Genomic DNA, 14,292 nt, shown 5'->3' with positions numbered 1-14,292 from the left:
AGATCTCTAGTGAGCTTCCTCCCAATTTATCCCATACTTCCCTTCTACTTTGACAGGAACATCTAGAGGCATCGCATTTTCCATGATTCGTTTTGCACTCTCTCTAAATACTTCCTTTTCAACTTTGGGTACTTCGAAAACGAGCTCGTCGTGCACTTGTAGCAAAAGTCGGGATTCCCAAGATTTCTTTTGTATTTCATTATGAATCTGAATCATCGCGATCTTAATCATGTCTGCACATGTCCCTTGAATAGGAGTATTGATCGCGACCCTTTTCGCTGCTTCCTTTGCTGCCCGATGAGAAGAATTGATATCTGGCACTGGGCGTCTTCTCCCCTTCATAGTTTCCACATATCCGTTCTTTTCACAGAACGCAATCGTTTCATCCATATAATTTTGCACACCTGGATACTGGGAAAGATACCTATCGATAAAGGCCTTTGCTTCTTCCCGCGAAATCCTCAAATTTCGGCTCAGTCCGTAAGGAGTAACTCCATATATTACGGAAAAGTTAACTACCTTCGCCTTATCTCTCATTTCGGGGGTCACATTCGATTCCGAAACCCCATACAATCCCGAAGCTGTTCTTTTGTGAATATCAATCCCGGTTTTGTACGCATCAATCATGGCCGGATCTTTTGAAATATGCGCCATGATTCGGAGTTCGATTTGAGAATAATCCAAACTCAAAAGTTCCGAATCTTTTTTACCGGCGATAAATCCCTTACGGATCAATCGTCCTTCTTTTTCGCGAATCGGAATATTCTGCAAATTCGGATCAGTAGACGAAAGTCTTCCGGTAGCGGCGATGGTCTGGTTATAACTCGTATGAATCCTTCCATCTTTCGGTGAAGCCATAGTCGGCAAAGTATCCACATACGTTGAGATCAATTTCGTGTATTTACGATAATCTAACAATTTCTCGACGATCGGATGCTCGCCTAACAACTCTTCTAAGACTTCGTGGTCGGTGGAGTATCCTGTCTGAGTTTTCTTGACAACTCTCAGCTGCAATTCTTCAAAGAGTATCTTCTGCAATTCTTTCGTGGAAGATATATTGAAATCTCTTCCAGCAAGTTTGTGGATCTGTCGTTCTAGATCCTTTATTTCCCGTTGAAAGTCTTTGGAAAGTTCAGCAAAATATTTTGCGTCGATTGCAATACCCGTCTTTTCCATCGAAACAAGAGTATCGACTAACGGTAATTCGATGTCCTTAAGAATCGGCTCTACTCCGGATTGCTTTAAGGATTTTCGCAAAACATTATAAAGTCGAAGAGTAATGTCCGCGTCTTCCGCCGCATATTCTGCGACCTTATCTAAATCCACTTCCCAAAGGTTCTTTTTGTTTTTACCAGAACCTACGAGATCGGTGTACTGAATCGTATCATAATTTAGTAATTCCTTGGCCATATCGTCCATATTGTGCCTGCGGCCTTCCGGCTGGATCACGTAGGATGCGAGCATGGTATCGAACACCACATTTTCTACGGTAAACCCATGGTTCTGCAATACGATGATGTCGTACTTGATATTCTGTCCTACCTTCGGTACAGATTTTTCCGCAAATACGGGACCTAAGATTTCTCTGACTTGATCCAAAGGCAACAATCGATCGCTGAATAATCCTTGCGTATGAGTCACAGGAATATAGAAGCCTGTCCCTTCTTGGTTGGATAAGGAAATCCCGAGCAACTCTGCATCGAAGGGATACTGGGAAGTCGTTTCGGTATCGATTGCAAGGATCGGGGATTTTTTCCAGGCGCGGGCGAGCTTTGCGAGCTCCTCTATACTTTCGATTCTCTTGTAATTTCCTTTCTCGGCGGACTTCTTTGTTTCCTCGCCGGAAGATTCCGGTTCATCCGCCAGTGGCTCTTTTCCGGCTGATTTTGCCAAATCCCTAGATAGAACGTTGTACCCTTGAGACTTGAAATATCGGATCGCTTCATCCGAAGTATATTCAGGAATCTTTAAGTCATCCTCTCCGATTCCAAGATTCAAATCTCTCTCGATTGTAGCTAATTTTTTGGATAGATATGCGTTTTCTTTGTGCTCGATGAGTTTTGTTTTGAGAGAAGGATTCTTAATTTTTTCTATATTCTTATATATTCCGTCTAGATTTTTATACTCTTGAATTAATTTCGAGGCACCTTTCTCGCCTATCCCTTTGACACCAGGTATATTGTCCGAAGTATCGCCTACGATTCCCATATAGTCGGTAATCTGTTTTACATCTACACCGAGTTCTTCCTTTACCCAGTTCGAATCTATCTCCACGAACTCTGTGACACCTTTTTTGCCGCGAAGCATCTTTATGTTTTTCTTTTCGAGGAGTTGGTATAAATCTTTGTCCCCTGAAAAAATCAGAATCTCTTTCGCAGTGGGCTTATAGTTTTCGCATAGAGTTCCTATAATGTCGTCGGCCTCGTGTCCATCCAGTCTCAGGACTTTGAATCCGATCTTACTCAAAGTTTCCATAATATCATGGAGCTGAGGTCGTAGATCCTCGGGCATAGGTTTGCGAGTTGCCTTATATTCCGCAAAAGTTCCAGCTCGGTGCAAAGGAGTGCCAGGATCAAAAGTCATTGCTACGTGCGTGGGTGTATAATCGTTAAAGAGCTTAAAGAGCATCTTAAAGAATCCGAAGAACGCACCGCTTGGCTTTCCTGTCTTTGAATTTCGAAGATTGGATGCTGCAAACGCGTAGTAGGCTCTAAAAGCAAACGCATGTCCGTCTATGATCAGTAATTTTTTCACGCGACACCTTCCTCTTTAAGACCCCGAGAATATAGGGTCTCACCGATTAGGCTAAAATAAACTAATTCTGTTTTATTTAACGTATTCTTAATAGAGAATTTTTTTACGGACTCCTTATTGAACGTGCCCATTGATTTTCTTAATTTAATAGCTCCGATCAGTTTCGTAAAGGATTCTGACAAAGAGCGAAAATCCCCGATTTCGGATAGAAATGCACCTTCACCTTCAGCAAGCATCTCCGAAATTCCGCCTCCTTTTGTGGCAACTATAGGAAGTCCTACAGCCATCGCATCCAAAACCGCTGTACCCAATCCTTCTTCCTTGGAAGTTAAAGTAAAAATATCGATTAAAGACAGAAGTTCAGGTACATCTTTTCTAAACCCGGTGAATATTACCTTTTCCTGAAGTCCTTTTTCCTTAACGAGGTTTTCTAGCTGACCTCTTAAATTCCCCTCTCCCACAATCAAAAGTTTGTATTTAAGATCCGCATCTAACAGCGAGATGGAGCGAATCAAGGTCCTTTGATCTTTGTGGTCCACCAACGCCGCAATATTTCCGATGACTACTTCGTTCTTACCGATCTTAAATTCTTTTCGAAGATGATTCGTGTCCGAAATTCTTTTGGTCGCTCCAAGATCGATTCCGCTATAGACGGTGATCACTTTTGCAGGATCGACACCGTCCCTAATCAGAATCTCCCGGATTTTCTTGGAGACTGCCAGGAACAAATCAACTCTGTTAGAAGTGTACTTCCATTTGCTAAATAGATTCTTGCGAATTCCGAAATCGACTCTGCGAGAAACGATCAACTTAACATTCGGAAGTTTTGCCTTGGCCATCCAGGCGATGGAATGCGCTTTTGCAGTATGCGCGTGGATCAATCGAATTCCATTTTTTTGAACCAGAGTTCTGATGGTTCGGATCGAACCCCAATCTAGCTCGCTCTTTAAAGGAATGGCAATAGTATCCAGTCCGGCGGAAATCGCTTTCTGCTCAATCGCAGAGCCAGGTTTGCAAGCAATGAGCTGTCTTATTTTCTTTTTTTTTAAACCTTCCGCCAAGAGAAGCAGCTGCCTCTCTCCACCTCTCCATCCGGTTTCAGTATCAATATGCAAGATCACGCGTCTACATTCACGCGAATCGGTTTATTTCGCAAGGAGTTAGGAATCTTCCTCACCTGAAAAAATCCTGGACAATTCGACTTTGCATTAGCGAAAATTCATTCACTTTAACAGAGGAGGTCCTACAGAATGTGCGAACTCTTGGGAATGACGGCAAATGTTCCTACGGATATCTGTTTTAGCATAACTGGATTGATCCAGAGAGGAGGAAAAACCGGTCCGCATAAAGATGGTTGGGGAATCGCTTTTTACGAAGGAGCCGGTTGTAGAATTTTCCATGATCCCCAAGCTAGCGTGGACTCCAAACTGGCGGAATGGATCCGAACCTTTCCGATCAAAAGCAAACTGGTCCTCTCTCATATACGCAAAGCGAATCGAGGAAAGGTTGAACTTAAAAATACTCATCCCTTTTCGCGAGAACTTTGGGGGAGTTACTGGACCTTTGCGCACAACGGTCAGTTGAAAGGAATCAAGAAAGAGCCGTTAGGTGATTTTTTCCCGGTCGGAACCACGGATAGTGAGTACGCTTTTTGTTGGCTGCTTTCTAAGCTGAAAGCTAAGTTTCGAAATAGACCAAAGGATGAAAGTTTTTTGAGAAAAGAAATTCAAAAGCTACTTACCTCCTTGAATCAAAGAGGAGTTTGCAATGTTCTAATGGCCGATTCAAAGCATCTTTACGTATTTTGTTCTACAAAACTTTCATTCATTACGCGTCGTTCACCTTTTGGAAAGGCAAGACTTCTCGACGCAGATATGACAATAGATTTTAGCGAGCATACTACACCCAACGATCTTGTCACGGTCTTGGCAACCCGACCTCTAACAGAGAATGAAACTTGGACACAATTGTTTCCTGGCGAATTTCAGGTCTGGAAAGAAGGCGCACTAATGTATCAAGCTCAATCGGAAGCAAAGTCTCTAACGTCAAATAAGAACCCCAGAAAAGAAAAGCGGAAATAAATCAGGGCGAAGAACCTTGCTCATTTCCGCTCATAACTAACTATGAACTGTTTAATGAATCAGTAAAATAGTATATTATTAACTCAAGGACTAGGATTCTCTGACTCTTCCAAAACGGACCAAGCTCCCGTGACTTTGTTCAACTTGTAGCGATACACTAATTGTTTTCCGCAAGTACTTACACTTTTTTGAAAATGCTTTGTTCTGAGAGCTGTTCCATTCAGTTTCAACTCAAAGTCCAAAGCAGCAGCGCCGCAGTTTCCGTTCGTTAGCTCCACTTTCAGTTCATGTTCGCTTCCGGCACCCATGGAACTATTCACATTGATCTCCGGACCATCATATATCCCTGAATCTGGATTCGAGGTAAAGAATTGAACCCCGTCCAAAGAAAGTGCTACGCTATCATTTACTGCACCCAGCTTAGCAGTAAAATCTTGCGGGTTTTCGTTATAGGTAGCCTCGCAATCTCTCTGATCGTACACGGTCGTGTAACTCATTTTGGCGACCGATCTATCTTTCAAATAGTTCAATGTATAAGCGATCGGAACTCCGGGATTGCTAGCGGAATAATTCGCAGCCTCCGGATTCGATAAAAAGTTTCGAATTGCGTTGTACATGCTTCCCGGAGAAGAAGAATCAGCACTTTTGATCGGCTCCAAGGCCAGTCCTGCATTTCCTCCTCTGACAAAATAAGCGATTCTGGTATTGTCCAAAACCTGTTCATGCGTCACACTCACTTGTCCTCCGATTGGAGGCACCGGAGATAGCGCCGCAAGAACGCCCGGATCCCAAGCGACTTCAAGTGCGGTCTTTACCTGCAATGCAGTGTAATCGGATTCCAATAGAAAATAAACTACTCTACCAAAACTGACTTTGGACACATAAAGCGGCGGATTATCCTGCGAGATTTGTCCTTCCGGATCGGCAAACAGTTCTCCATCACGAAATACTGATGTAGATTTTTCCGGATCTTCGAAATTTACATCGTAAAACTTCTGAGTAAACTTCATCAGAATGTAGTTCTTCTTCACTCTATTGTCGATCCCCAAACTTGTCTTTAGAGCTATATTAGAAAATCTTGTATCTAGACCGAGATTAAACAGAAGATGACTTTCATCGTAAACCTGTTGTACGGTAAAGGACGCGTCGGCAGCAGTTCCAGCCACTTCGGAAGATAGTATATCCTCGATAGCTTGCTTAATATTGGAAGGAGAGACCACATCCAATTTTTTGCTGTAGGAAGAAAAAGGAGAAAGCTTTAAGCCACTCAGATAAATTTTACCGCCCGATCTAGGAAGAGTAACAGGAGTGTATGCACCCTTTTCCAAATATTTTCCCTGCAATAGCGCCCCCGGATAAAGCACTTCTATCCCTTGACTCAGAATCGCTCGATCTGACAAATTCCTAATTTCGGAAGCTCCCCATTTGGTCGTAGTGCACGAATAGCTTCCAATTTTGTTATCGGGAACCGGAATTGAACTAGGAAACGGAGTCACTTTCTCCGTAACCGGATCCGACAGTGCGGTCGTATAGGAATTTTCTGTATAAAGTTCCCTAGTTTGTCCGATCTTAATTCCTCCCGGTCCTTCGTTTGTCGGACCCGACGCGATCGACAAAAGGGAAAGCAACGAATCTATATTATCTTTTTGAGAATTACATCCAAGACCTGCTGTGATTGCCGCAAAAAGAATGAACCTCAGAATTAAACTGCTTTTACTAATAAACACTTTCCGTCTAACCTCTTCTCTTACTTTTTCATTTTAGAATATGCTCATACAAAGGTCATCTGCAGAAGGTTAGCAAGAAAGAATCGTTTAGAGGAAGAGTTTTACGCGCGTCTTCGCCTTACAAGGAAAGTCGAAATAAGCGGATTACAAACAGTATATAAGAATAATCTTTCGAAAAAATAAGAGGCTCAGTGAATGAATCCCAAAGCAAATCCGCCGGCTGCAAAGCCTAACATCGTATTGCCTGCATCAATGATTAACACCGTTAGCGGCTTCGTTTCCTTGTCCCAAAGATTTCTAGAAAAATCTTCTAGTGTTAGAAAAGAAAAAGAAAGCAGAACAGAAAAAGCAGTCGAGGACAGAGGATTACGTATTTCTAATATTCCAATAAGCCATTCCAGAACGGTAAACTGGATTAGCGAAATCACAAAGAATACGATGTACGAATAAACATCATTATATTTGTTGAAGTTGGGGTGAACGAGACCTTGTAATCTCATCCAATATTGACCTATAAAGGAGTACCAGACCCAATTCACGGAAAAAGATGTCAGAGCCGCAAGTAAAACAGCAAATGGCCTAATACCGTAAAATTCTACAAACACTGTTCTGAGTTTCCCTTTAGGTGCCTAATTGTAGACCGAATGGAAGATTCGGTCATTTACATTTTGTAAAACTGCTTGGCAATTCTCTAACAAAATTCAAATTTCAGCTATCAAGGAAATTTCTCCCTTAAGTATGAAGTTTGAATTTATGGATCGCTTTAACATCATTCTGATTTTACTGATTTTTTTCCTCGCTCCGATCTCCGCTCAATCAAACAACTCGGAATCCGAAATCAATTCTTTAGTAAGCTCCCTGGACTTGTGTAAGAACTGCATATTTATCCGGAATGGATCGGAACATTCTTTAGAGGAAGCAAAAGCTCATATGCTGCGCAAATATGAGGCTACCAAAAATCGGATCAATACAGCTGAAGAATTTATCCAACATATCGGGAGCAAATCTTCTATTTCGGGAAAACCCTACCTGATTCGAACAGCAAAGGGAGAGGAAATCAAATCCGAGGTTTGGCTAACGACTCAATTGCAAAAACTTCGGACAGGCTCGCAAAAACCTGGAAGCAATTCCAAACCCACCGGTAAAAACTAAAAGTTCCTTTGCGAATGCTCGCGCTCGCTTAATTTCTTTTCCGCAAAGATTCTAGAATGATAGGCGACACGTCGATCTTATTTGTAGAATGCGAAATCGTGTTCGTAGTGACCAGATCAAAGACTCCTGCGTTTAATATCTCCTGATAAGAATCCCCAGCAAAAATACCGTGGACAGCTATGCAAATCGGGGGTTTCAATCCCAGTAATTTCAGTCCTTTTATAGTTTCGATAAGAGTTTTTCCGGAAGAAACGATGTCGTCGATTAATATCGGTTGTTCTCCGGAGTATTTGCTTTTATCCGGAAGACTGACTTTTACATCTAAGTCTCCCATCCGGATTTTTTCCAAAATAATATAAGGAATTCGATCAGGCTGTGCTACGGAGCTTACCCATTGAGAGCTTTCTGCGTCAGGACCGATTAATATTGGATTGCTGACATTTTTGTGAATCCAGTCCGAAATCAAAGGAGTGCAGTGTAGCGCCTTACCGGGTACAGAATAAATTTCAGAAAGTGAATTTCTTCTGTGCAAATGCGGGTCTATCGTAATGATCTCGTCGATAAAATCAGATAAAAATTTTCCGATATATTCGGAACTGACAGCTTCTCCAGGATGAAATCTTTTGTCCTGGCGCATGTAGGCTAAATAAGGAGCCACTAACACTAATTTGGTGGATCCTAAATCTTTCAGCACTGAACAAAGAAAAAAGAGCCAAATTAACTTTTCATCTGGATGGTCCAGGGAGCAGACTACGATTGCCTCCTTTCCCTTTACATCGGAAAGAACCCTTACGTAAGTCTCGCCGTCAGGAAATCTTCTGGATTCGATCTCTCCGATTTCGCAATTTAAGCCTTCGGATATTTTCCTCGCGAATTCTATGTCTTTTGGAAATGCAAAAACTATTGAGTTCATCTTTCCCAATCAATTAGGCCATCAACCGAGTTTAAGTATTCTTTTGCGTATTCCAATTCTCCAGAAGATTCTGCAAATACGCTAAATAGGACTTCCCCTTTCTCGATCTTTTTTCCCACCGGTGCAAAAAAAGATAATCCGGCGGACGGTGATTCCGGAGCACCGGCGAGCTTTGCTATTCTGGATAATTTACGATTGTCTAATGTTTTTACGACGCCGCTCACTTCGGAAATCTGATCATGTCTAAATTTTGCAAACTTAGGCTCTTTAAAAGCACCTTGAGCATTGCAAATCGCTACGAACTTTTCTTCTGCTTGGCCTGAATCCAAAATTCTGACTGCTTCGGTTCTGCTCGACTCTTCGTTCCATTTTCCAGTGAGCTGCATTAGAGAACTTGCAATTTCCAAGGACCTTTCTCTTAAATCCTGAGGAGCTCCTTTTTCTCTCCTAAGAACGGAGAGCACGTCGAATGCTTCCAGAGCCGGTCCGATTCCGACACCGATCGGCTGAGTTCCGTCGGAAATAAGTACTTTTACTTTTAGTCCTATACTTTGCGCAACCGCTTGGAAAAGAGATGCCAGATATTCTGCATCTTTAGCATTTCGAACCTTTGCAGTAGGTCCTACGGGCATGTCGATCAATACGTGACTTGAACCTGCCGCAGCTTTTTTAGAAAGTACAGAGGCAATCATCTGCCCGATACTGTCTACATCCAAAGCCCTCTCCACTGAGATTAAAATATCATCTGCGGGACTCAAGTCGACCGCGCCACCCCAAGCAAGACATCCGTTTTCTTTTTCCACCACTTTTCTCAGTGCTTGCAGATCCAAATCCACATTTGTAATCGTTTGCATCATGTCCGCGGTTCCCGCCGGAGATGTAATCGCCTTAGATGAAGTCTTTGGAATTGTCAAGCCGGCAGATGCCAAAATGCTCACCACAATCGGAGTCGTTCGATTGCCGGGCAGTCCACCTACGCAATGTTTATCGAGAATGAGCCGATCCTTTCCCCAATCGAGTTTCAGACCGGTGGAGACCATGGCCTTGGTTAATCCTATAATTTCTGGAAGTTTTAAATTGTCGCCAGCGCAAGCGGTAATGAAGGCAGCTATCTCAATATTCGAGTATTTGCCCGCGACGATATCGCTTACGATTTCCATGTACTCGGATTCCTTTAACTCATTCCTGTACATTTTTGCGCGAACCAGGCGAAGGGAATCGACCGGCTCCAAGTGTCGGATCGATATACGTTCTCCTTCCGAAACCCCGAGGCGTCTTAAAGCTTCTATAGACAAGCCCACTTCATTTATTTTTAAAATTCCCGATTTGACTACATTCAAAGTAGCGACAATGCTTTTTCCGTTGTGGCTCACGATTAGTCTAGTTAAAGCCTTGAAGCCTTCTGACCTACAAATAGCACAATCAGAACGCATAAATACGATGTTTTCCCTGTAGGTTCCGATTCCGATATCTTTGACTCTTAAGTGATGATCCTGGAGTTCCATTCTATTTTTTTGATCTCTCTATCTGTAACTAAGAGATTCTAAATTTTAAGCGAATTCTGTCAGTAACATAAAAGTAACCCAGTATTCATCAAAGGGTTACAAACGAACGATAAAAATCAATCATGCGGCCCGAACTGTACTGCCAAAATTTTATCAATCCGTCGCCAAAGCGGATCTTAGTAGTTACTGAGACCTTTCCGCCCGAAATCAACGGAGTTTCAAAATCCCTCTATCGAATGGTATCCGACCAATTGGAAAGAGGAAATGAAATCATTTTAGTCAGACCTCGTCAAAATAGCGCAGATATGGCTTTGGCAAGCGGAAATTATAGAGAAGTTTTAGTAAGAGGGGCAAACATTCCATTTTACGAAGGCTTAAAGTTCGGATTTCCAGAGAAAAGATTACTCCGTAGGTTAATAAGTTTAGAAAAACCTGATTTAGTGCATGTCGTTACCGAAGGACCTCTCGGCTGGTCCGCAGTCAGGGCAGCAAATCATCTAAAAATACCGGTCATAAGCGATTTCAGAACGAATTTTCATTCTTATACGAAATACTACAAATTGGGCCTTGCAGGTAGATTCGTGCAAACTTATCTGCGCGGGTTACACAATAAAACTCATGCCACACTCGCTCCTACCGGACAAATCGTCTCTCAACTCACCGAGTTAGGTTACAAAAATGTAATGTTGGTCTCTCGGGGAATTGATACGGATCTCTTTCATCCAGCCAAGAGAAATCATGACTTGCGAAAAGAATGGGGGATAGGAGAACAAGATTTGGCGGTAGTCTACGTAGGCAGATTGGCCCCAGAAAAGAATCTTGATCTCTTAATCAGATCCTTTCGAAAAATAAAACTACAAAACGACCGAGCAAAACTGATTTTGATCGGAGATGGGCCACTCAAAACTAGGCTATCAGAAGCAAATCCTGACTTTATATTTGCTGGAATGAAATCAGGAAACGAATTAGCAAAACATTATGCTAGCGGAGATCTTTTTCTTTTCCCTAGTGTGACAGAAACTTTCGGCAATGTGGTAATGGAGGCGATGGCTTCGGGGTTACCGATTGTCGCTTATGACTATGCGGCAGCAAAGCAACATTTAGAGAATGGAAAGTCAGCCTTTCTTCCGAATTTCGAAAACGAAGAAAAATTCATCGAGTATTCTGTACTATTGGCCGCGAACAGAACTCTTTCAAAGAAATTTCGGTCCAGCGCAAGAAAGGCCGCAGAAATCTGCACCTGGGATTGCGTTGCCGAATCCTTGGAAGATATCTACGAACAATTCTCCGCAAAACAAAAAAGAAAGGTGAAGAGCAAAAAGGCGAATCCAGCAAAGCTAAAGGTTGCTTTTCAAAAGGCATGACCTTCACACTAAGAATTTTCTGAACGGATAATTTTTTGCTTGTACTTTCTTTGCAGTTCCTATAATGACCAGCATTCCAAAGCAAAGGAGTAGAAGCGCATGCTGAAGTTCCCCGGACCTAGCTTTGAATATCGGGTAAACGCTCGCCACTACCAAAATCCGCGAAAGATTCTTCCTTCCTTTAAGATTCCAAACAAAATCTCCTTCTCTAGAAACAAGAGAATCCGGGCACGGAACCGGGAAAAAAAGCAGACCATTTCTCCCTAGCTCTTGTAAGGTGCTTTTTATGGAAAGCATCGAAGCAAAAACCATAAGCTTATGGGTTATGGCATTCGCGTATACGTTTGCAGGAATCTTGCATTTTGTTATCCCGAAATTCTATTTAAGAATCATGCCTCCCTGGATTCCATACCACAAGCTGATGGTACAACTGAGTGGAGTTGCAGAGATTGTCCTCGGATTAGGACTGCTGTATCAACCACTCAAAATATATGCCGCTTGGGGAGTAGTGCTCTTACTCATCGCGATTTTTCCCGCGAATATCTATCACTTTCAATCTAGGACAAGAAAAGACCCGCCGACCTGGGCTTTAATCCTAAGACTACCGATTCAAATCTTATTGATCTGGTGGGCCTGGACTCATACGTATTAAAATGAATGGAGCAAACGGATTTCTATTCGCCTTTTTGTTCGGATTGATCGCAGCTGTAGGAAACGCGATCTTTGCGTTTGGTCAGAAAAAATCGGAGAACGGTGAAAATCCTTTCTTATTTCTTTCTCTTACGGTTGTCACTTGCCTTTTCATACTTCTGTTGAGTACTCTGTTTTTTCCAAAGGACGAAATTCTATCGTACATCAAAAGGAACCTAAAGTGGTCATTGATTAGTGGAATCGGTTTATCGATCACTTATCTCGGATTTTATTTGTTATACTCCAGATTCGGAGCCTCCTACTACATCCTCTACGCAGTTCTTAGCGTTTTGACCACTTCCTTTTTACTCGGAATCATCGTGCTAAAGGAAAACTTCAACATTTATTACGGACTATCCGTAATCTCTTCCTTCATAACGATTTTCTTATATTATTTAGGAAAAAAAGGGCAGTAAAAATACAGCGAAATTTACTCGCTGTATTTCTTTAATTCTTCCAAACCAGGAAGATTTGCCAAATCCGGAACGATTACGATTTCGATGCGACGATTCGCCGCACGGTTCTCCTGGCTATTATTAGGAACTGCTGGCCTACTGGAACCCATAGACGCCGCGCTAATCCTCTCCTCAGGCATTCCAGTTTTTACCATCGTATGAAGAACGTTAAGTGCTCTAGCCGAGGCAAGCTCCCAGTTCGTATAACCTTTCATTCCTGTAGGAATATCGTCTGTATGACCCTCTACCTGAAATCTTCTCCCTTGCAACGAAGCTAGAATTCCGGTAACCTCTTTGATAGCATCGACTCCCTTTGGAGAAAGGCTAGCGGAACCAAGTGGGAACAGAATATCGGAGGATAAGACGACTACCATTCTGCCGTCTACAATACGTATTTTTAATTTGCCGGCATCGATCATACTCTTAAAGCTCGCGAGCAAAGTTTTGTATTCCTCCACACGCTTTTGCGCTTCTTCGTGCATTTTCTTCATTTCGTCCATCGACCGGAGAAGACCCGCCTTATCGCTTTCTAAAAGTTCCAAGTCCCTCGCCTTCTTATCGTAAGCTGTTTGTAACTCGTCGTATTTAGATTGCGACACGCAAAATTGAGAAATTAACGCGAAGAAAAGAATACTAATTAGCGAAATGATTCTGGTTTTCATGTTCCATCCTTTTATCTATCATCACCCACTGTGAATTTGTCGTACCTAGATGTATCGTTCGACCTCGCAAAAACCTAAGTGGATTCCGTTGAAATATTTCAGAACTTTCGGAAAAAATATGGCCGGAATCCGTTTACAAGTTTAAGCTATTCACAATATATGAATCCCTTTCTATTAGAACAGTCTAAGGCTGCCTTTTTTCCCACCCTTGCACTTGTAGTCCTTTTTTTATCCTCTCCGCTCAGACCCCAAACTACCCCGGCGGGAACTCCAGTGAATCCGAAAGAATCTCTTACAGGAGCTCCTACACTTCGCTATTACATAGATGAAGTGAAAGCAACGCTCAAGGACAGAGGGTATACAGTAGATAAAAAATCTCAATTTACAGGATCCGTATTCAAAGGAAATTCCGTGATCTTTAAGTTGCAGTTTCCTGCGGGAACTGACAGGGAAATCGTACGCAAACTTGGAATCGGGTTAGCACATGGATCTGCAGAACAGTCCGTCATGGTGCAAATCTTCTTATCCAATGCAGAAGATAAGAAACTCAGCCCATTATTTACCGGATTCGTTGAGCCAAGTTTCGTTTATGAATGGGATGCAAGATTCGGCGAAAATCATTTCTTGGTTGAGATACGCTTGGAAGAGTCCGAATCCAACGTTGCCAACTTTGAATTATTGTTTGGAAGCCAACTATACAAGCGTACGTCAAAGTTTGGTACCTCCTCCAGTTCAAGAAACGAGAATTCACCTGCCTCTCCTACGAAGGAATCTGACAATAAAAACCAAACACCCGGGACAAACGACATTCGAAACTACTTCGAAGTGTTTAAAAAGGAGTTCTAAAGACATAAATCTCTCAGGAATGAAACAAATTATTACTTAAAATTTTTTCTTTCCTCTCCAAAAGGAACAGTGTTCTTTTCCGAATTGCGAAAAACCATACCCCATGGTAAGTTAGATAAAATAATATAAGTCAGATATAAATG

At 42.2% G+C, this 14,292-nt stretch carries 13 protein-coding genes; 6 read left to right on the top strand and 7 right to left on the bottom strand.

Features of this window, described 5'->3' with window-relative positions:
• Positions 1–6: 6 nt before the first annotated feature.
• Positions 7–2,754: a DNA polymerase I gene (gene polA, locus CH373_RS10650; RefSeq protein ID WP_100713800.1), complete on the bottom strand. Its 2,748-nt coding sequence runs from the start codon at positions 2,752–2,754 to the stop codon at positions 7–9.
• Positions 2,751–3,875 carry a glycosyltransferase gene (locus tag CH373_RS10645; RefSeq protein WP_100713801.1) on the bottom strand — a complete coding sequence of 375 codons (1,125 nt, stop codon included), beginning with the start codon at positions 3,873–3,875 and terminating at the stop codon, positions 2,751–2,753. The genes polA and CH373_RS10645 overlap by 4 nt, the downstream gene beginning before the upstream one ends.
• 129 nt (positions 3,876–4,004) lie before the next feature.
• On the opposite strand from CH373_RS10645, the gene CH373_RS10640 reads away from it, so the two are divergent.
• Positions 4,005–4,835: a class II glutamine amidotransferase gene (locus tag CH373_RS10640; protein ID WP_100713802.1), complete on the top strand. Its 831-nt coding sequence runs from the start codon at positions 4,005–4,007 to the stop codon at positions 4,833–4,835.
• 83 nt (positions 4,836–4,918) lie between these two features.
• Here the strand turns inward: CH373_RS10640 and CH373_RS10635 are convergent, their stop codons facing one another.
• On the bottom strand, positions 4,919–6,562 hold the full coding sequence (locus CH373_RS10635) for a thiol-activated cytolysin family protein (RefSeq protein WP_100713803.1): 1,644 nt from the start codon (positions 6,560–6,562) through the stop codon (positions 4,919–4,921).
• A 188-nt stretch (positions 6,563–6,750) separates the two neighbouring features.
• The gene (locus CH373_RS10630) at positions 6,751–7,167 is read right to left on the bottom strand and encodes a DUF1761 domain-containing protein (protein ID WP_100713804.1); all 417 of its coding nucleotides are present in this window, start codon (positions 7,165–7,167) and stop codon (positions 6,751–6,753) included.
• Positions 7,168–7,300: 133 nt separating this feature from the next.
• Between CH373_RS10630 and CH373_RS10625 the strand changes: the two genes are divergently transcribed.
• Positions 7,301–7,714 carry a DUF5329 family protein gene (locus CH373_RS10625; protein WP_243393358.1) on the top strand — a complete coding sequence of 138 codons (414 nt, stop codon included), beginning with the start codon at positions 7,301–7,303 and terminating at the stop codon, positions 7,712–7,714.
• A gap of 28 nt (positions 7,715–7,742) precedes the next feature.
• On the opposite strand, the gene CH373_RS10620 is transcribed toward CH373_RS10625, so the two are convergent.
• Together CH373_RS10620 and CH373_RS10615 are read right to left on the bottom strand one after the other, a co-directional pair.
• Entirely contained in the window at positions 7,743–8,627 is an 885-nt protein-coding gene (locus CH373_RS10620; protein WP_100713805.1) for a ribose-phosphate pyrophosphokinase, read from the bottom strand.
• The gene (locus CH373_RS10615; RefSeq protein WP_100713806.1) at positions 8,624–10,132 is read right to left on the bottom strand and encodes a thymidine phosphorylase family protein; all 1,509 of its coding nucleotides are present in this window, start codon (positions 10,130–10,132) and stop codon (positions 8,624–8,626) included. Before CH373_RS10615 ends, CH373_RS10620 begins: the two co-directional genes overlap by 4 nt.
• 122 nt (positions 10,133–10,254) lie before the next feature.
• Here CH373_RS10615 and CH373_RS10610 point away from each other — a divergent pair, with 122 nt between their 5' ends.
• From CH373_RS10610 to CH373_RS10600, 3 genes are all read left to right on the top strand, one after another.
• Positions 10,255–11,496, top strand: coding sequence for a glycosyltransferase family 4 protein (locus tag CH373_RS10610; RefSeq protein WP_100713807.1), 1,242 nt, complete (start codon positions 10,255–10,257; stop codon positions 11,494–11,496).
• Positions 11,497–11,782: 286 nt separating this feature from the next.
• Complete coding sequence (locus CH373_RS10605) at positions 11,783–12,148, top strand: DoxX family protein (protein ID WP_100713843.1); 366 nt, start codon at positions 11,783–11,785, stop codon at positions 12,146–12,148.
• 1 nt (position 12,149) lies between these two features.
• Entirely contained in the window at positions 12,150–12,602 is a 453-nt protein-coding gene (locus tag CH373_RS10600) for a transporter (RefSeq protein WP_100713808.1), read from the top strand.
• 14 nt (positions 12,603–12,616) lie between these two features.
• Here CH373_RS10600 and CH373_RS10595 read toward each other — a convergent pair whose 3' ends face one another.
• The gene (locus CH373_RS10595) at positions 12,617–13,303 is read right to left on the bottom strand and encodes an OmpA/MotB family protein (RefSeq protein WP_100713809.1); all 687 of its coding nucleotides are present in this window, start codon (positions 13,301–13,303) and stop codon (positions 12,617–12,619) included.
• Between the two features lie 273 nt (positions 13,304–13,576).
• Between CH373_RS10595 and CH373_RS10590 the strand changes: the two genes are divergently transcribed.
• Positions 13,577–14,149 (top strand): hypothetical protein, encoded by a 573-nt coding sequence (locus CH373_RS10590; RefSeq protein ID WP_243393357.1) that lies wholly within the window; start codon positions 13,577–13,579, stop codon positions 14,147–14,149.
• Positions 14,150–14,292 lie beyond the last annotated feature (143 nt).

This window comes from Leptospira perolatii, from assembly GCF_002811875.1.
Taxonomy (GTDB): domain Bacteria; phylum Spirochaetota; class Leptospiria; order Leptospirales; family Leptospiraceae; genus Leptospira_B; species Leptospira_B perolatii.
Note: the sequence above shows the minus strand (reverse complement) of the source record. Positions and strands in the feature narration are given on the sequence as shown.

Excerpts from the sequence above, each read along its gene's own strand:
- CH373_RS10600 (WP_100713808.1), top strand. The coding sequence starts at position 12,150 with ATGAATGGAGCAAACGGATTTCTATTCGCCTTTTTGTTCGGATTGATC.
- CH373_RS10615 (WP_100713806.1), bottom strand. The coding sequence starts at position 10,132 with ATGGAACTCCAGGATCATCACTTAAGAGTCAAAGATATCGGAATCGGA.
- CH373_RS10640 (WP_100713802.1), top strand. The coding sequence starts at position 4,005 with ATGTGCGAACTCTTGGGAATGACGGCAAATGTTCCTACGGATATCTGT.
- CH373_RS10610 (WP_100713807.1), top strand. The coding sequence starts at position 10,255 with ATGCGGCCCGAACTGTACTGCCAAAATTTTATCAATCCGTCGCCAAAG.
- CH373_RS10620 (WP_100713805.1), bottom strand. The coding sequence starts at position 8,627 with ATGAACTCAATAGTTTTTGCATTTCCAAAAGACATAGAATTCGCGAGG.
- CH373_RS10625 (WP_243393358.1), top strand. The coding sequence starts at position 7,301 with ATGAAGTTTGAATTTATGGATCGCTTTAACATCATTCTGATTTTACTG.
- CH373_RS10595 (WP_100713809.1), bottom strand. The coding sequence starts at position 13,303 with ATGAAAACCAGAATCATTTCGCTAATTAGTATTCTTTTCTTCGCGTTA.
- CH373_RS10605 (WP_100713843.1), top strand. The coding sequence starts at position 11,783 with ATGGAAAGCATCGAAGCAAAAACCATAAGCTTATGGGTTATGGCATTC.